The 18,041-nt window shown below is 53.5% G+C and carries 16 protein-coding genes, 1 pseudogene and 1 riboswitch; all 17 genes and pseudogenes read right to left on the minus strand.

Features of this window, described 5'->3' with window-relative positions:
• Positions 1 to 10 precede the first annotated feature (10 nt).
• Entirely contained in the window at positions 11 to 715 is a 705-nt protein-coding gene (locus tag BUB44_RS01140) for an ABC transporter ATP-binding protein (protein WP_027355587.1), read from the minus strand.
• 2 nt (positions 716 to 717) lie between these two features.
• Positions 718 to 1,482 (minus strand): ABC transporter ATP-binding protein, encoded by a 765-nt coding sequence (locus BUB44_RS01145; RefSeq protein WP_073162552.1) that lies wholly within the window; start codon positions 1,480 to 1,482, stop codon positions 718 to 720.
• 46 nt (positions 1,483 to 1,528) lie between these two features.
• Positions 1,529 to 2,413 (minus strand): branched-chain amino acid ABC transporter permease, encoded by an 885-nt coding sequence (locus BUB44_RS01150; protein ID WP_027355589.1) that lies wholly within the window; start codon positions 2,411 to 2,413, stop codon positions 1,529 to 1,531.
• Between the two features lie 3 nt (positions 2,414 to 2,416).
• Entirely contained in the window at positions 2,417 to 3,289 is an 873-nt protein-coding gene (locus BUB44_RS01155; RefSeq protein WP_027355590.1) for a branched-chain amino acid ABC transporter permease, read from the minus strand.
• 74 nt (positions 3,290 to 3,363) lie between these two features.
• Positions 3,364 to 4,566 carry an ABC transporter substrate-binding protein gene (locus tag BUB44_RS01160; RefSeq protein WP_073162553.1) on the minus strand — a complete coding sequence of 401 codons (1,203 nt, stop codon included), beginning with the start codon at positions 4,564 to 4,566 and terminating at the stop codon, positions 3,364 to 3,366.
• A 432-nt stretch (positions 4,567 to 4,998) separates the two neighbouring features.
• Positions 4,999 to 5,913 (minus strand): NAD(P)/FAD-dependent oxidoreductase, encoded by a 915-nt coding sequence (locus tag BUB44_RS01165; RefSeq protein WP_073162555.1) that lies wholly within the window; start codon positions 5,911 to 5,913, stop codon positions 4,999 to 5,001.
• Positions 5,914 to 5,965: 52 nt separating this feature from the next.
• Positions 5,966 to 7,441 carry a methyl-accepting chemotaxis protein gene (locus BUB44_RS01170; protein ID WP_165610984.1) on the minus strand — a complete coding sequence of 492 codons (1,476 nt, stop codon included), beginning with the start codon at positions 7,439 to 7,441 and terminating at the stop codon, positions 5,966 to 5,968.
• 203 nt (positions 7,442 to 7,644) lie between these two features.
• Positions 7,645 to 8,508: a carbon-nitrogen hydrolase family protein gene (locus tag BUB44_RS01175; RefSeq protein ID WP_073162560.1), complete on the minus strand. Its 864-nt coding sequence runs from the start codon at positions 8,506 to 8,508 to the stop codon at positions 7,645 to 7,647.
• Between the two features lie 95 nt (positions 8,509 to 8,603).
• On the minus strand, positions 8,604 to 9,581 hold the full coding sequence (locus tag BUB44_RS01180) for a GTPase (protein WP_073162561.1): 978 nt from the start codon (positions 9,579 to 9,581) through the stop codon (positions 8,604 to 8,606).
• 125 nt (positions 9,582 to 9,706) lie between these two features.
• Positions 9,707 to 10,354: a lactate utilization protein gene (locus tag BUB44_RS01185; RefSeq protein WP_073162563.1), complete on the minus strand. Its 648-nt coding sequence runs from the start codon at positions 10,352 to 10,354 to the stop codon at positions 9,707 to 9,709.
• A 97-nt stretch (positions 10,355 to 10,451) separates the two neighbouring features.
• The gene (locus BUB44_RS01190) at positions 10,452 to 10,847 is read right to left on the minus strand and encodes a DUF1284 domain-containing protein (protein ID WP_073162566.1); all 396 of its coding nucleotides are present in this window, start codon (positions 10,845 to 10,847) and stop codon (positions 10,452 to 10,454) included.
• Positions 10,848 to 11,027: 180 nt separating this feature from the next.
• On the minus strand, positions 11,028 to 11,351 hold the full coding sequence (locus BUB44_RS01195) for a hypothetical protein (RefSeq protein WP_242655785.1): 324 nt from the start codon (positions 11,349 to 11,351) through the stop codon (positions 11,028 to 11,030).
• A 126-nt stretch (positions 11,352 to 11,477) separates the two neighbouring features.
• Positions 11,478 to 11,576: riboswitch (cyclic di-GMP riboswitch) on the minus strand.
• 174 nt (positions 11,577 to 11,750) lie between these two features.
• Positions 11,751 to 12,719, minus strand: coding sequence for an NAD(P)H-dependent flavin oxidoreductase (locus BUB44_RS01200; RefSeq protein WP_027355598.1), 969 nt, complete (start codon positions 12,717 to 12,719; stop codon positions 11,751 to 11,753).
• Positions 12,720 to 12,724: 5 nt separating this feature from the next.
• Positions 12,725 to 13,459, minus strand: a complete 735-nt coding sequence (locus tag BUB44_RS01205) for an enoyl-CoA hydratase/isomerase family protein (RefSeq protein WP_073162568.1) — start codon at positions 13,457 to 13,459, stop codon at positions 12,725 to 12,727.
• Positions 13,460 to 13,709: 250 nt separating this feature from the next.
• Complete coding sequence (locus tag BUB44_RS01210) at positions 13,710 to 15,152, minus strand: amino acid permease (protein WP_073162570.1); 1,443 nt, start codon at positions 15,150 to 15,152, stop codon at positions 13,710 to 13,712.
• A 190-nt stretch (positions 15,153 to 15,342) separates the two neighbouring features.
• Complete coding sequence (locus tag BUB44_RS01215) at positions 15,343 to 16,914, minus strand: methyl-accepting chemotaxis protein (protein WP_073162572.1); 1,572 nt, start codon at positions 16,912 to 16,914, stop codon at positions 15,343 to 15,345.
• Positions 16,902 to 18,032: pseudogene (locus tag BUB44_RS15675) on the minus strand (diguanylate cyclase). Before BUB44_RS15675 ends, BUB44_RS01215 begins: the two are co-directional and overlap by 13 nt.
• Positions 18,033 to 18,041 lie beyond the last annotated feature (9 nt).

An 18,041-nucleotide genomic window follows, 5' to 3' on the forward strand; every position in this document is an offset into this window, starting at 1 on the left:
CTTCTCCCCATCATTCCCCCAGATAGGCTCTCCTGACTTCTGGCTTTTGTGCAAGCTCTGAAGCCGGGCCTTCCAGGGTTATTTCCCCAGTTTGCAGGACGTAGGCCCTGTGGGCAATGGAGAGGGCCATGTGGGCATTTTGCTCCACCAGCAAAATGGTTGTACCCGCTTTATTAATCTCCTGAATAATGGAAAACACTTCCCGTACCAATAAAGGTGCCAGTCCCATGGAAGGCTCATCCAGCAGTAAAAGCTCCGGCCGCGACATCAGGGCGCGTCCCATGGCCAGCATCTGCTGTTCCCCACCGCTCAATGTCCCGGCCAGCTGGTATTTACGCTCGGCCAGGCGGGGGAAACGCTCAAAAACCCGCTCCAGCCCCGCTTTCAGCTCGGAACGACTGCGTAGCACATAGCCCCCCATCTCCAGGTTTTCCAGCACCGTCATGCGGCTGAAAACCCGCCTGCCCTCGGGAACCTGGGTAAGCCCCAGTTCCACAATCTTATATGGAGGCAACCTGGTAATATCCTGGCCTTTATAAAAAATCTGGCCCTTTTTAGCCCGCAGGAGGCCTGAAATGGTACGCAGGGTGGTGGTCTTTCCTGCCCCGTTGGCACCAATCAGCGCCACGATCTCCCCTTTTCCCACAGTAAAAGATATGTTCCTTAAGGCCTCAATTACGCCGTAAGCAACGCTGACCTCCTTGACTTCCAGCACCTTTACACATCCTTCCCCAGGTAAGCCTCGATTACCGCCGGATCCTGCTGCACTTCGGCGGGAGTACCATCGGCTATCTTTTTACCGTAATCCAGTACGGCCACCCTGTCGGCCAGGCTCATGACGAACTTCATATCATGCTCTACCAGGAAAATGGTAATTCCCATTTCCCGAATGCGCCGGACCATCTCAGCCAGGGTCTGTTTTTCCTGCGGGTTCATCCCGGCTGCCGGCTCATCCAGAAGAATTATCCTGGGATCGGTAGCCAGGGCGCGGGCAATTTCCAGCCGCCTTTGCTCACCGTAGGAAAGATTCCTGGCCAGCTCTTCTTCCTTGCCGCCCAAACCCATAAATTCAAGCAACTCCCGCGCCCGTGCAGTAATACCCGCTTCTTCCGCCCGCACACGGCCAAAAGGTAACAGGGCTCCCCATATACCTGCCCTACCCCGGCAATGCCTGCCAATTTGCACATTTTCCAAAACTGTCAGATTGCCGAAAAGACGAATGTTCTGGAAGGTACGGGCAATACCCCGGGCGGTTATGATATGAGGGGGCAGGCCGTTAATTTTTTTTCCGTAAAAGTATATTTCTCCTCCGGTGGGACGGTAAATGCCGGTGACCAGGTTGAATATGGTACTTTTCCCTGCCCCGTTGGGTCCGATCAGGGCCCGGATTTCCCCCTCCTCTATGGTCATGTTCACGTCGTCAACGGCACAAAGGCCCCCAAACCGGATACTCAAACCTTTTAACTCCAGTATTGCTGCCATATATCCTCCCGCCATAGGTCGAACGCACTGTTCGACTTTACTTTTCTTAACCACTTATAGCTGCCGCTTTTTGCTTCCTGCGCCGTAACAGGCGGCGGAAATTAACACCACCCAGCAGGCCATTGGGCCGGAAGATCATCATCAATACCAGAAGCAAGCCATAAATCATCATCCGGTACTCCTGGACGAAACGGAGGAACTCGGGAGCCAGGGTCAGTACGGTTGTACCAACTATGGTACCGGGAATACTTCCCAGCCCGCCCAGGACCACAAAGTTCAAAATTTCAAAGGACTTCAAAAAACCAAAGTCGTTGGGATTCAAATACTGCAGCAGGTGGGCGTAAAAACCCCCGCTGATCCCGGCCAGAAAACAGCCGATACCAAAAGCCTGAATCTTATACCACATGGTATTTATACCCATCGCCCCAGCAGCAATTTCATCCTCCCGGATGGCTCTCAATGCCCGGCCAAAACGGGAATTCTCCAGCAGAACCATGGCCACCACGGCCAGGATAACAAAAACGGTCACATTTATTAAGTTGGAGGCACGGGGAATGGCTGCCAGTCCAATGGCTCCCCCGGTTATTTTCATGTTCGTAAAAGCTACCCGCACAATCTCCCCAAAGCCCAGGGTGGCAATACCCAGGTAGTCACCCGTAAGCTTGAGGACAGGAATCCCCAGCAATACGCCAAACAAAGCCGCCATCAAGCCGCCCAGGATCAGGCTGGCCAGGAAAGGCATATGAAAATCTCTGGTCAGGATTGCCGCCGTATAAGCACCAATACTCAGAAAAGCGGCATGCCCGAAGGTAAGCTGTCCGCATACACCGGTAATCAGGTTCAGACCTAAAGCCGCAATGATATATATCCCCACCAGCATAAGCACCTGCTGGTAATAAGGGTCAATCACACTGGCTAACCACTGGGCCATACACTACACCTTCCTCTGGATGGGCCGCCCCAGTAAACCGGTGGGTCTGACCAGCAAAATGATAATCAGCAGGGTAAAAGCAATGGCATCCTTATAGGTGGAAAAACCTGCGGCCACACCAAAAACCTCGGCCAGGCCCAGGAGCAGGCCGCCCAGCATGGCCCCGGGAATATTACCGATTCCTCCAAGAACTGCCGCAACGAAAGCTTTTAAACCGGCAGTCACACCCATATAAGGTGATACGGAGTTGAAATAAATCCCAACCAGCACCCCCCCTGCCGCCGCCAGCGCGGAGCCAATGGCAAAGGTAAAGGAAATAACCCGGTTGATGTTGATGCCCATCAGGCTGGCCGTATCATAATCCTCAGATGCCGCCCGCATGGCTTTTCCGATTTTGGTATATTTAATAATAATTTGCAGCCCTACCATGAGAACCAAGGATACCAGCAAAATAACCAGTTGAATGCTGGAAAACTCCAGTTCTCCCACCCGCAGGGTTACATTTTTCAAGACAGTGGGAAAACCGGTAGGCTGGGGGCCCTTGAGAACAGTCATAAAGGTCTCCAGGAAAATGGACACCCCGATAGTGGTAATTAGGAGATTCAGGCGGGGGGCACGGCGCAACGGACGGTAGGCTACCCGCTCAATGGTCACCCCCAGAATCACACAGGCGAGCATAGCCGTGGCCAGGGTGAGGAAAAAATTCTGGTGGAAAATGGCTACCGCCGCCACCCCGATAAAGGCACCGATCATATAAATGTCGCCATGGGCAAAGTTAATTAACTGGATAATCCCGTATACCATGGTGTAACCCAGGGCAATCAAGGCATAGGTGGCCCCCAGGGTCAGGCCGTTAATAATCTGTTGCAGTAACATGGCTACCTCCAAAGATAAATTCCTGGTGGAACCGGAAAGGTTCATCCGGTTCCACCGGAAACTAAAAGCAAAAATCAGGCTTTCGGCGCCTCGGTGGGCAGAGCCGTCTTAATGCTAAACTGCTGGTTCTTAACCTCCAGCAGGTATACCGGGCTCTTCACGGGCTCCCGGTTGGGCAGGAAGGTCAGCGTTCCGGAAACACCCGGGTAGTCTTTGGTTTTAGCCAGGGCATCCTTAAACTTGGACGGATCGGTGCTATTGGCTTCCTTCATGGCCTTGGCCAGCAGCATTACCGCATCATAACCCTGGGCGGAGAACATATCGGGCAGCTTGTTATCATTGGCCGCCTGGTATTTCTTGATAAACTCCTTGGTCTGGGGAGCAGCATTTTCAGGATCGGCGGCAAAACCGGTATATACCATGCTGCCCTCAACCGCATCACCGCCCAGCTTCCAGAGCACCGGCGAAAGCAGGCCGTCGCCACCGGCCATCTTCAGATCCAGTCCCTGCTTGCGCACTTCTTTCATAAACAGGCCACCCTCGGTATAGTAGCCGGTAAAAATAATGCCGTCGGGTTTGGCCTGCTTGATCCGGGTCACCTGCGCGCTGAAATCCTGGTCCCCATCCTGAATGCTTTCCCGGTCAACTATCTGGGCATTATTTGCGGCCAGGGCCGCTTCAAAAATTTTGGTCAGGCCCACACTGTAGTCATTGTTGGTAGAAGTAACGATGGCCACTTTCTTCCAACCCAGTTCATTAACCAGATATTTGGTTACCGCCGGAGCAGCCACCGCATCCAGAAGGGTATCCCGGAAAATATAATCTCCAAATTCAACCACACCCGGTCCTACCGCACCGGCAGAGAGAAGGACCACTTTATTCTGCTGGCAAATGGGAGCCGCCAATTTGGTCTTGCCGGTGGTGGGATCGCCTACAATGGCCACCACCCGGTCCTTGCTGATCATCTTCTGTACCACGGAAGCTGCCTCGGTTTGCTTGCTGCCGTGGTCTGACTCCACAATTTCAATCTTTTTACCCAGCACGCCGCCCGCTTTATTCAAGTCTTCAGCGGCCATTTTCATGCCTTTTAAGGTCTCTATGCCGTAACTGGCCTCATTCCCCGTTAAAGCGCCCATGAATCCAATTTTAATGGTATCACCCTGCGCCCCTTCACTGCTGCTCCCACCAGGGGCACCGGCATTGCCACCACAGCCAGCTACCAGCACAACCACCAGCAATACACTAAGCAGTACCAGAGATAACCTGTATTTTCTCACTGTCCTCCTCCTTTTCCATACATCACCTTAAACCCTGCCCGCCGTCGATTTTTCAACCAGTTCACCTTCTTTAACTTAAAGCTTTCACCTCCTTGTTTTCTGAAAAGTTACTTGTATGAAATTATTTCGACTTTTACCATCTAAAATCCTTTCAAAAAATCGACAAAAAGAAAAATTTTATTGTTGCTATTTTTGGACACCGGGTTGTTACCAAAAAAAAAAGATCCCTCCTGGTCATCAGGCTTTCCGGATCCCCCTTGATTCTGGCTGAACGGCATCAGCCAGCCTGTGCCAACAATTTTCACCTTTTTCCCCATTTTACACTTGTCAAAAGCCGGGTGTCAATATTTTTATGATCCGGTTAGATTTGATCAGTTTCTTAAACAATCAGAACAAAAATCAAAGCCTTCAATCGCTCCCGGGTTGCAGGTTTCACTGCTTATGCTCCAGCAAATAGCGGTAAGCTCCCAGGGCAGCCTTGGCCCCTTCCCCGGCTGCAACAATTATTTGCTTTTCGGGGATGCTGGTTACATCCCCGGCTGCATAGACGCCGGGTACGGAAGTGCTGCAATCGCAGTCAACCCTGATCTCCCCCTTTTCGTTCAGCTCCAGCAACTCCCCAACAAAGTTCGTGTTGGGTACGGTACCAATTTCAATAAACACCCCCTGCACATCGAGCTTCATCTCTTTTTTCCGGCCATCCAGGGAGCGCAGTATGATACCCGTTACCCTCTCACTTCCTTCAATGCGTACCGTTTCGTACCCCACCAGCCTGGTTAAATTGGTGGCATTTTTTACTTTGTCGATGATAACGGGATCAGCCGTCCATTCTTCCAGGGAGATTATATAAACCCGGCGGGCAATCTTGATTAAATCGTAAGCTGCCGTCAGGGCCGAATTACCTCCACCCACAACCGACACATCCATGTCGGCAAAAAGGGGAGCATCACAAACGGCACAATAACTTACCCCGCGGCCCGTTAACTCTTTTTCCCCGGGCGCATTTAATCTCCGGGGAGACTTTCCGGAACCCACAATTACGGTACGGGACTGAAAAACATCCCCGCCGGCAGTACGGATGGAAAAGTGCCCGTTTTCACGGGATAATTTAATAACCTCAGCTTCCAACCTCTCCACAGGGTACCGGGCCACATGCTCTTCAAACCTGGAAAGCAGCTCGGCACCGGTAATGTACTGGAACCCGATATAGTTTTCCACTCCCGACGCCCAGGCCATCTGACCCCCGTAATGCTTTCCCACCAGGAGAGTGGACAGTTTTTTACGGGCAGCATAGACCGCTGCAGTCAACCCTGCCGGTCCCATTCCGATAATGATCAGGTCGTACACCCAAAACCCCCCTTCACTATTATCATGTCCCGGCAGGCCAAAACCATACAAACTAAACTTTATAACTGGCGGCAATCTCTTTTAATTCGGCAGAAATACGGGCCAGTTCCTGGGCGGCTGTAGCCAGTTCCTGAATCGTACCGGTAACCTGCTGGCTGGATGCCGCCAGGCCACGCGTACCCCCGGCAGCCTCCTCCATCTGCCCGGCCACCTCGGCAACCATTTCCTGGGCCTGAATTATTTGAGCTGTAATCTCCCCCAGCACCTCCCCTACATGGGTGAACATGGAAACTCCTTCGGCTATTTCCTTTCCCCCCTGCTCCATGGCCTGCACCACCCGGTCTATACCTTCCTGAATTTGCTGGATAATTTCAGCAATTTCCCCCGCAGCCCGGGCCGACCCCTCGGCCAGCTGGCGTACCTCCTCGGCCACCACGGCAAAACCCCGTCCGTGCTCCCCGGCCCGTGCCGCTTCAATAGCCGCGTTCAAAGCCAGCAGGTTGGTCTGCCCGGCAATACCGCTGATCATCTCCAGGATACGTCCTATCTCCCGGGAATGCTGCCCCAGCTCCCGAATATGCTCTCCAGTAATTTTGGAAGCCTGGTAGATGGCATTCATTTTAGCTACGGCCTCCTGAACCACCCGGTTGCCCTCCCGGGCCTGGCGTTCCACCCGGGCGGATATATCCTTCGCCCGGGTGGATAACTCGGCCCCCTGCTCCACAGAAGCGGCTACCCGGGCGGAGCTGGCTGCCATCTCCTCCGCCGCCGCGCTTACTTCTTCACCACCGGCAGCCATCCGGTCGCTGTGCTCTGCTAAAATATGGGCATGCCGGGCAACCTTTTGCAAAAGCGTCCGCAACCCGGCCGCCATATTGTTAAAGGCTGCGGCCAGGCGGGCCAGTTCATCACGGCCGGTCACTGGAATCTGGCGGGTCAAGTCACCGGCAGCCATCTCACCAGCCAGACCAGTCAGCATCTGCACCGGCCTGGTAACACTTCTGGAAACCAGAAAACTTACCACCAGCCCGAGCAAAAAGGCAGCTGCACCCAAAACGGTGGATATCTGAACCATCCTGGTGGTAAAAATGGAAGTTTTGTCCCTGACTGTCTGCATATCCTTTTCTACAATGGAGACATATTGATCGGCACTTGTCAGCAATATAAGAACCACGCTCTCCGCAATATCACTGTTTACCTTTGCTGCATTTTCCAGCTCTCCGGCATTAACCAGGGGAGCCACATCATTTCCAACCAGTTCCACATAACGTTCATTTAAACTTTTAAGCTGCTTCATTTCACTGGCGTGACCCGACTCTACGGCGACTGGTTCTAATTCCTGGAGCAGGTTGCGTGCCAAACCGGCATATTTCTGGTACTCCTCAAAATAGCGTGCATCCCCGGTCTGCACATAGTCTTTAACCGCTGTTATCTGCCGGGTTAAATAAAGCTGCAACTGCCGTGTGGAAATTACCTGCTGAACGTGGTCCTGCAATTCACTTAAAGCCCAGGCTACCTGCCTGCTCATCCAAAAATTAACCCCGAACAACGTCGCTGCAAAAAATAAGACAACTGCAAAACCGAGAATGATGCGTGACCTTATACTTTTAACCATCCTGTTGCTCTCCCCCCGCAAACTGCATGGTAACTTCTCTTAAAAAGTTTCGGCATATTACAGCCAAATCTTTTGGGCCTACTAAATAAAGTAATGCGGAGGGAAACTTGTTGAATTTATTGCTCCCCACCGTAATATTTTGGGCAAATACTTTCCCTTTTTGACCTTATATCCTCAAGATAGGGCCATCTCCGGCGCACCCTTTCCACCCGGGACAGATCCAGCTCAAAAGAATATATCCCCGGTTCACGGCCACAGGACAGCAGGTCATACCCGTCGGGATAAGCCACAAAACTCTCCCCCAGCACCTCACGCCCGTCGGGATAGCTGGTGGCGGTATTATTGGCCATGGCTACAAAAACGGTATTCTCGCAGGCCCGGGTCAGGCCCACGCTCTTCCACAGGGACATCCGGGCGGCCGGAATATTGGCCGTGTTCAAGATTATCAGCGCTCCCCTCAAGGCCAGGTTACGTACTATTTCCGGGTACATGATATCCACACATACCACGGCACCGAGAGGTATGTCCCGGTGCCGAATCAGGGGCAGGGCGCTGCCCGGCCGCACATGGTTCCTTTCGCCAATAGCCCGGGAAGGAAAGTGTTTTTCATAAAAAACAGGGGCGGGCAATTCACCGCCCACGATCATGCCCCGGGAAAAAATACCTCCTTCCGCCTTTACATACTGGGCCCCGGACACAAGCAAAGGACCGGGGGCTGAACCGTCCACAACCTGCCCTCCCTTCGGGGCTCCCTGCCCGGCCCTGTTCCGGGAAAGGAAAGCCTTCCGGTATAATTCAAAAACTATTTCCCGGTATTCACCCCAGTCGACCACCACCGCCCCCAGCCAGTCTTCCGGTAAGAGAACCACATCTGCGTCCCCGTCAATTTTGCCCAGAAACCCGTGCATTTGAGAAATATTCTGCTCGAGGTTTGCCCTGTCCCTGGGAAATTGAACTATGACCAGCTTTAAACAGGACATCATCTTCCCCCCTGCCGGAATTCCCTATGTAATGCCTGACCCTTATAAGCGTCCTTTTTCCCGGGCGATCCGGGCAAACTGCTCCCTCATTACTTTTAAACCAGCAGCTCCACAATGTCCCTGTCGTGCAGGATATATTCTTTGGGTACATTCTGCCCGGGAAAACGGGCCGAACCCCAGATACGGGCCCCGCGCAGGGTCTTTAAGAAATCTTTATGAATACTTTCTGCTAAATCTAAAACGGTGCTGCCGCGGGGCAAAATGAAGGGACGGGTCAGATCCGGAGCTTTACCCGGAGCCCTGGTAAAAACACGAATGACCTCCAGCACTGCAAACAACCTGGTTTTAAGCTGCTCCAGGTTGAGACCTGTTGCGGCAGAAACCGGCATAACCTCCAGATCGGCGGGTAGTAATTCACGCAAAAGCATAAGATTTTCCTTCCCCTGGGGCAGTTCGGCTTTATTAGCCGCGATGATCAGGCGGTGCGGCGGTATGGCCCTGACCCCCGGGGGAATATCGTCGCGGATAATCTTGCGTTCGTTTAACAGCCGCAGGGAATTTTCCAGCTGTTCCAGGCAGTCACCGGCACAACTATCAATCACCAGCAGCAGGGCATCGGCGTTACGCAGCAAACCGGCCAGCCCCGGGGGGAATCCCTCGGCGGTAAGGGGCGGGGTGTCAACCAGCTGGATATAAATTTCCTCGTATGGCATCATACCGCTAAAAGGCAGGGTCGTGGTAAACGGGTAGTCCGCCACCTTTACTTTGGCCCTGGTCAAAGCCCCAACCAGGGCTGATTTGCCGCTGTTGGGATAACCTACCAGGGCCACCTGTCCGGCTCCCTGTTTTTCAACATGAAAGGGATCGTGCCTCCCGGCACTGGTTTTCTTCTGCCCCTCCTCCCGCAGGCGGGCGAGCCGGCGTTTTAGATCGGCCTGAAGTTTTTCTGTACCCTTGTGCTTGGGAATTACAGCCAGCATTTCCTCCAGGGCGGCAATTTTTTCCTCTATGGTAGTGGCGTTACGGAAAGCTTCTTCGGCAGCATGATACTGGGGAGTCAGGTTGGCAGGCACTGACCATCCCCCCTTTGCAACATTAAGCTTTGCCTTTAGTTTAGCATGAAATATACCCTGCTAAAAAGACCCGTAATGGTGGAGTTCCCAAAGCAAAAGGGCAGGTGCAACATCCCTCACCTGCCTTAAAGCCCCAGATCCTCGTTAACCACCAGCACATGCAGGTCCGTTAATCTGGGCTTTTTCTCAATTACCGTCATTACGCGGCAAATACGGTCGGGTGAATTGCAGTCCTGACAAAAACCTGTTTTCGCACAGGGAGTGTTCTTTTTCAAACGCATGGCATTGGGGGGAGCAGCAAATCTCTTTATTCGTTTTACCGCTTCCTCCAAATCTTCAACGATTTTATTTCGCCCGGCCACCACAATAACTTTTTTAGGCCCAAAAAACATTGCTCCCACCCTGTTACCCGTCATGTCAATATTCACCAGCCAGCCGGACAGGGTAAGGGCGTTGGTACCCGAAAGAAACAGGTCGCTGGTTAACTGGCGGCGCATAATTTGCAGGCTTTCCTCGGCACTAAGGCCGGGCTTCCCGTGAATGAGCAATTCTTTCCCCATCCCTGCCAGCTTGTCCAAAACCCCCAGCTCGGTTATGGTCATGGAACCACCCAGGCCGATGGTCCGGGCATCCCGGGCTTCCTGCAAAATATAGCCGGCCGCCTCCTCCCTGGTGGGGCAGAAAACAGCCGTAAAACCGTTCTTATTTAAAGCCTGTACCGCCTTCTGACACCTTTGTTCGTAATTCCAGTTAACCATCTCTGTTACTTTCATAGCCACAACCCCTTTCCGATAATTTAAAAAGTCTATAAATAAAATATATCATTAACTTTAGGCCCGGAGTTGACCAATAACCCCGTACCTTTTGAGCTCAAACCAATCCCCAGTTCTTCTTTTTTTCAATGCAAACTTCTTCCCACCCGCAACCCTTACAGAAGGAGGCCAGCCACTCCCGGGAGACAGCCATAACCCTGGCTTTTATATCCTGCCAGCGTACCTTCGACCCGGTTTCAACACCGAGGTACCCCATTGCCTGAGCGTCCATCTGCCTTATTTCCGCATCTGCTCCGGGCCAGGAAACGCACTCTTTATCCCGGAGCGTCGGGCAGGAACGACAAATATCGTCCGGGCCACCCACCACCAGTATTTCTTCGCCCCCTTCAGCCCTCATTAAAACCCCTTCCAGATTTTCCACAAATCTCTTATCATATCCTTCTCCACGATAAAATTGAAGGCAAATCAGGTGGTGTCCCCTTAAGGAAATCACGGCAAACGCTTCCCTTCTAACTGGCTTTTTTATCCACTAAAGCTTGATGGTATTACCTTAAAAACCCTTTAAGGGATTTCCGGAAAGAAGCCGTTCCCTACGATGTGTTTTCTCCGGACCCCGGCAAATATCCTGCATCACCGGGTAATTAAACGGCCAGTGCTAACTGTAAACCTCCGGCTATTTTCTCTCCGCAACCCTGTATTTCCTGTTCCACTCCGACACGCATAATACACTGCAAAATTTCCGGTTTTCTTTTTCGGTGAAAAAATCCGCGCCACAGTAGAGGCATTTACATTGTCTTAAAGGCTTTTTCTTTTCCGGTGGCACAAAACTTCCATACAGGTATTCCCGGAAGGAATGAATGAAAGCGCCCACGTCCACCGGCCCGTATTCATTGGCCCGGACGAGACAGCGCAGAAATAGACCGGCCAGCTGCCGCTCACGCTCGCTCAAATTAAACCCCACCGCAGGCCACCCCACCTTTAAAACCAAACGCTTCACCTGTCCTCTCTGCGAACAGTTTTTGTAAACTGTTTTTGCCCTGCGACAGTGTCCCCCACCCTTTCATGCTTTAAAGTAAAAAAGCCGCAGGGAGACAGGCACATGCTTTCCTGCGGCACTTTTCTCCCTTGCAACCCAGCCGTCATAGTCCCCGGGAGATACCACGGAAACCTTAGACCTGTGGCTTTGCGTCCCCGGCTTTCACCAGGTTTGCCCGCTGGGAGTGGCTTAATTTCTACTTATGTTGTGCTTATTTTTATTAAATCAACAAAACTTTTCCCTGTCAAGAAAATTTAGTCGAATTATACAGCTTTTGTATCCCGGGTCTTCTAATAACAAGAGATATAAATAAAAGAGAGCATGTTAAACAATTTAACAAATTTGATTAGATTATGAACATTACTTCAGCATCCCCTGGAGCCGGGCCAGTATTTCTTCGGCCCCGCTGACCAGTTCTTCAATTACTTCTTTAACCGGTTTGATTTCATAAACCAGCCCCACACACTGGCCCATGGCAAATGTCCCTCCCTCGAGATCACCCTCAAACAATGCGCGGCGGCCCACCTGACCGCTGATTATGGTGAGCAATTCCTCCAGGGTTGCTCCACGGGCCTCCATCTCCAGAACCTTTTCCGCAGCAGAATTCTTTATTACCCGGGCAGCATTCCGGATGGAACGCTGGATGATGACCGTATCCGTTTCCCGGGCTTTCACCATCCACTCTTTTAAATTGGTATGGGCCAGGGATTCTGTGGTGGCCACAAACCTGGTACCCATAACCACCCCCTCGGCACCCAGCGCCAGGGCAGCCACAAAACCGCGGGCGTCGGCTATACCGCCGCCGGCAACAACCGGTATGGATACGCTATCAACCGTCCTGGGCGTTAAAACCATGGTGGTTACGTCATCCATGCCGGGATGACCGCCGCATTCAAATCCCACGATGGTAACCGCATCTGCCCCCACCCGCTCGGCCTTTTGAGCATAGCGGACAGCCGGCACCTTGTGGATCAACTTAATTCCCGCCTGTTTCAAGTAGGGAACATATTCCTCCGGACTGCGCCCGGAGGTTTCCACCACGGGCACCTTTTCCTCAATCACAGCCTCAAAATAAGCGGCCGTCTTATCCCGGGGCCCAACTTCGGGCAGCATGGAAATATTAACTCCAAACGGCTTGTCGGTTAAAGCCCTTACCTTGCGGATTTCTTCCACCAGGGCTTCCTTGGTAGGGTGCGTGGCTGCTGTAATAATTCCCAGCCCGCCGGCATTGGAAACGGCAGCTGCAAATTCGGCCCTGGAAAGCCACTGCATACCCCCCTGAATAATCGGATACTTGATTCCCAGCAGCTCTGTAATTCTGGTCCGCATTATCTCTACCTCCCATCAAAGGTCAATCTGACGGCTTCCATAAAATCCACCGCATCATGTTGCACCGCAGTGCAAAAGTCGGTATCCAGGTGACGGTACAGCATTTCCCTGGTCATGCGTATGGCATGTTCCTTTTTAGAAGCCAGATCCCTGGCCAGCTCCATGGCCGCCGGCATCAGCTGATCATCAGGGACCACCCGGGACACCAGGCCCATTTCCAGCGCTTCCCGGGCAGTAATGGTGCGGGCGGTCAGGCAGAGGTCCATGGCCCTGCCCAGGCCCACGATCCTGGGCAGCATGTAGGGGCTGGCAAACTCCGGAACAACTCCCAGCTGGGTAAAACGGAAACATATGGTGGCGCTTTCAGCAGCCATCCTTATGTCGCACATCAGGGTAATGGTTGCCCCCAGGCCTACTGCCGCACCATTGATGGCGGCAATGATTGGTTTTTTGAATTCACGCATCAGAGTAATTTCCTGGCCGGCTCCTCCCCGGGAGAGGGAAGCCTCAAAACTGGCAACCCCCCCGCTAAAAGACTTTAAGTCCGTCCCTGAACTGAAGGCGGGGGGAGCACCGGTGAGGATAACCACGCGGATGGAATCGTCTTCGTTAACAGCTCGCATAACCTTCAGATACTCATCATGCATTTGCCGGTTCCAGGCGTTGCGCACTTCCGGCCGGTTCATGGTCAGTACCAGAATCGAGTCCCTGACATCATAAAGGAAACATTCCAGGTTCAATATCCGCACCCCTTTCCACGAGCTTACTGCCGCCAGGTTCTTGTTGCAAGAACCATACCGATTCATCGGGCGTACGGAACCATATTCCCCGGTCTACTCCATACATCTATAAATTATCCCGGCCTAAAAAATCGGGAGGTGGACCGTAAACCCACCTCCCGTTACTCAGCTGCATCATGCCTCCCTGCATCACCCAAACATCAGAAGCATCCCATACCTGCCCGGGCTAAAATTAGGCCGATGCATGATGTTATACCTGCGGGGTCACCCTGCGCCGCCTGATGAAAAGGAAAAATATCATGGTATACACAAGTGACAGAACAACCCCGCTTACCATCCCGGGAATCTGGCTGCGGGAAAGAGGAATCGAGGCCAGCACAACCAGTAAAAGCAAAAGGGACATCAGGGGCAAATAAGGATAACCGGGCAGGACAAAAGGCCCCCCCGGGCGCGGCAGCTTCCGGCGAAAGCTGAGATATGTTACTGTTATTACCACCCAGTTGAAGAGGGAAATAAAACTGCTGGCACTGGCCACATAAAGAAATACCTTCTGCGGAAGCAGATAAGCCAGGATGACAGCAATGCTTAAAAATATGCCGCTGGCCGCCAGCGCCCTGGTGGGAACACCCCGGCGGTTTGTCTTTAATAAAAACCGGGGAGCCTCATCCCGCTCAGCCAGAGATTTTAGCATCCGGGTAACCCCAAACATGGTGGTGTTCATGCTGGAAAGTACAGCCGTTATAATAACAGCGTTTAATAGATGACTGCCAAAAGGAATGTGCAACTTTTCAAGAACCACGACAAAGGGACTGGAATTGACCGGAACAGTAAACCAGGGCAATAGTCCAACCAGCAGGAAAACAGCACCGGTATTTAAAAAGGTTACGGCCAGCCCGGTACCCACAACGGCCCTGGGTATGGTACGCCTGGGATTGGTAGCCTGTGCCGCCGTCATACAAACCACCTGAATACCCGAATAGGCAAAAACAACCAGCAAAAGGGAAGCCAGAACCCCTTTTAAGCCATGGGGGAAGAACCCTCCATGGGCAAAATAATTTGTAGCTCCAGCAGGCTCCAAACCCGGCCACAGCCCGGTTAATACGGCCAGCCCGGCCAGGATAAACACCAGCAGGGCCAGTATTTTTACGCCCGAAAACAACCCTTCAATGCTGGTGAACCTGCCAATGTCCAGCAGGTTAGTGGTAATGATCAACAGGGAAAATAACAGGCTGAAAAGCCAGAGCGGCCAGCCGGGCAGCCACCAGTGCATCAACAGTGCGGAAGCCGTGACCTCTGTTGCCATACCCAGCACGCCCGCAGACCAGTACATCCACCCGGTGACAAATCCCATTAAAGGACCCAGAAAGCGGTTGGCGTAATCACTAAAAGCCCCTGTGGATGGGCAGGCAGACTCCATCTCGGCCAGGTAAAGCATAACCGGTATAACTATAATAGCGCCGGCCAGGTAGGATATGATAGCCGCCGGTCCGGCAATGCGTATGGGAATCCCGCTGGCCACAAAGATACCTGCTCCAATAACACCGGACAGGCCAATCATGATGATGCCCGCAGTACCTATTTCCCTTGCGGGCATTACCAGCCGAACGGCCCCCGAACGCGGAGCCAGTTCCAGAGATGCCTCTTCATTTACCCGAATCCTGGAATCTTCTTGCCGCGATTTTTGAACAGCCACAAAAATTTTCACCTGCTTCTTTTTATCTTTATTTTAACCGCACAGCATCGTGGCTATCAGTGGCCATCATTTAACCCTAAAAAGCAAAAACCCGTGGGATTCTGAACATTTCCCGCGGGCTGTCGGCAAAAGGTGAACGGAAGTCTGGAAGATGAAAATTAAACCAGATGATAGCCACCATCTACTCTCCTCAGGCCAGGCGGAAAACACTCACCCCGGCGTTCAGGTTCTCCGCCCGCCTGGCCAGTTCCTGCGCCAGCTGTGACGATTGCTGGACGGCATGTTCAATGTCCTGGGTGGCACCGCTTAACTGCTGGCTGCTCTTGCTGAACTGTTCGACAACCTGGGCCACCTCACGAATAGACTGCAGAACCTCGGCGACCCGGGTCAGGATCTCGTGCAACTTCTTTCCAGTGTCCTCTACCGATTCCACACCCCGCTCCATGGCTGCGGAGGATTCCTCCACTGCCTTCACCGCCTGACGGGTATCCTGCTGGATGGACTTGACCAGCTGTTCTATTTCCCCGGCCGCCCTGGCACTGCTCTCGGCCAGTTTTCTCACTTCTTCGGCCACCACAGCAAAACCGCGCCCGTGCTCGCCGGCCCTGGCTGCCTCGATGGCGGCGTTCAGCGCCAGCAGATTGGTCTGGTCGGCAATGCCGGCAATGGTCTCGGTGATGCTGCCGATTTGTGCCGAACGTTCGCTGAGCACCTGCATCAGCCTGCCGTTTTGCTGGACGATACGGGCAATTTCCCCCATTCGTACCGTGGCCGCTTCCACAGCTTTGATACCCTCTTTAGCCGCATCCTCTACCTGGCCCGAAGTCCTGGCCACCTGTTCGCTGCTGGCAGCAGCCTCCTGGGCACCCGCGGAAATCTGGGCAGCCGTAGCGGCCGTGTTCTGGGTGACCGCTTGCAACTGTTCGGTACTGGCAGCCAGTTGCTGGCTTTGAGCGGCCAGTTCGGTGGCCGTTTCGGTTACCTTACCCACCAGGGTACGGAGTTGCTCGATCATCCGGTTAAAGGCAGCAGCCAGTTCACCTATCTCATCGCTGCGCCGGATTTCTACCCTGCCGGTCAGTTCTCCCGCAGCGGCAGCCGCAGCGGCGGAGGCCAGCGTGGCGGCCGCCCGCGCCACCCGGCTGGCCAGCCAGAGACAAAGGCCTGCCCCCACCACCAGACCGGCCAGAGTAAGACCTATGGCCGCAGCCCGGGCGGGTTTAACCCTGGCCATAACCCGTTCCTGCAGGGAGGCAATTTCATTGCCCCGCTTGCTCTGGTAATTCTCGATTGTTTGGAACATTTCGTCGGCCAGGTCCTTTCCCCGGCCCGCGGCTGCTTTCAGTGCCGCTTCACGGTTCCCCGAGCGGGCCGGGACCATCACCTGGTCACGCACAAAATCGTCGTAACGCCTGCTGGCTTCGATCATCTGCCGCACCAGGACTCTGTTTTCCTCGCGGCGGGTAATGCTTAAAAGGTACTCCAGGGTTTTGGCCTGCTCGGCCGTAGCAGCCTCCCACTGGCTGTAATAGTCGGGAATGCCATAGAGGAGATATCCGCGGGCATAGTTGCTTTTCTGATAGCCCAGCTCGGAAGCCTTAAAAGCCAGCTGAATCCTTTCGTTGACCGTCTTCACCTCATCCAGGTCGGCCAGGCTCCGGTCTACCAGATATATGACCAGACTACAGACCAGTAAAGCAAAAAGAGCAGCCACGGCAAAGCCGCTTAAAAACTGTGCCCGGAGTCCTTTCAGCTTGAACAAATGTCATCCCTCCGTTCCTGCTTATTTTCCGGCGATGAAGCCCCGGACCGGCTCTCCTCCAGTGCTCCTTCTTCTACTGCGCGGACAAATCTTTGAACCACTTCCGGGTCGAACTGGGATCCTTCATTGCAGCGCAGTTCCCGAAGAGCAGCGGGGATGGAAAGTGCCCGGCGGTAGGGCCGGTCCACCGTCATGGCGTCAAAGGCGTCGGCCACGCTAACAATGCGGGCAAAAAGAGGTATTTTCTCACCTTTTAAGCCTGCGGGGTAACCTCCGCCGTCATAACGTTCGTGATGATGCAGCACGATCTCGATCACCGGCCGGGGAAGAGAAAAAGGTGACAGCACTCCCTCCCCGTACTGCGGGTGCTTTTTCACCTCCTCCCACTCCTCCGGATCCAGGGGCCCTTATTTGGTGAGTATTTGCGGGGGAACGCATACCTTGCCGATGTCGTGAAGCACGGCTCCCATGCACAACATCCGCATTTCATCGGGAGAAAGACCCACTTCCCGGGCAATTAACCGCGTATATCTGTTAACCCTCTCGGAGTGGTTGTAAGTATACTGATCCCGCATGTGCAAAAACAGAAGGTTTGTGCGCACAGCGACCAGAAGGGCCTCCCTCTGTTCCGCCCGCACGGTTTCTTTCAATTCGGAGAGCGCACTGTGGTAGAGCTCCACCCGGTTGCGTGTACCCAGCTTTGCCACATAGAGGGCCTCGTCCGCGCCCTTAACCAGCAGGCTTGCCGAGCTCACCCCTGCACAGGTGGTGTCGGCTACCCCGATGGATACGGTCAGGCAGTGCCCGGGCAGTACCTCCCTCCCCGGGAAGGGGTGGGCTTCAATTTGCTTCCGCAGCCTTTCGGCAATTTGAAAGGCACTTACCCCGTCGGTATTGGGGAGTACCACGGCAAACTCGTCACCGCCGTACCTGGCCACCAGGTCCTCTGAGCGCACGTTCTTCTCCAGCAGCCGGGCAAATTCACGCAGGAGCCCGTCACCGGCAAGGTGGCCCAGGGTGTCGTTGTATATCTTGAAGTAATCCAGGTCGAGCATGATGAGGGCAAGGGGCTGTTGTTCACGCAGCGCTTTTGCCACCAGAACTTCCAGATGTTCCATCAGCGCCCT

This window comes from Desulfofundulus australicus DSM 11792, assembly GCF_900129285.1.
Lineage (GTDB): Bacteria > Bacillota > Desulfotomaculia > Desulfotomaculales > Desulfovirgulaceae > Desulfofundulus > Desulfofundulus australicus.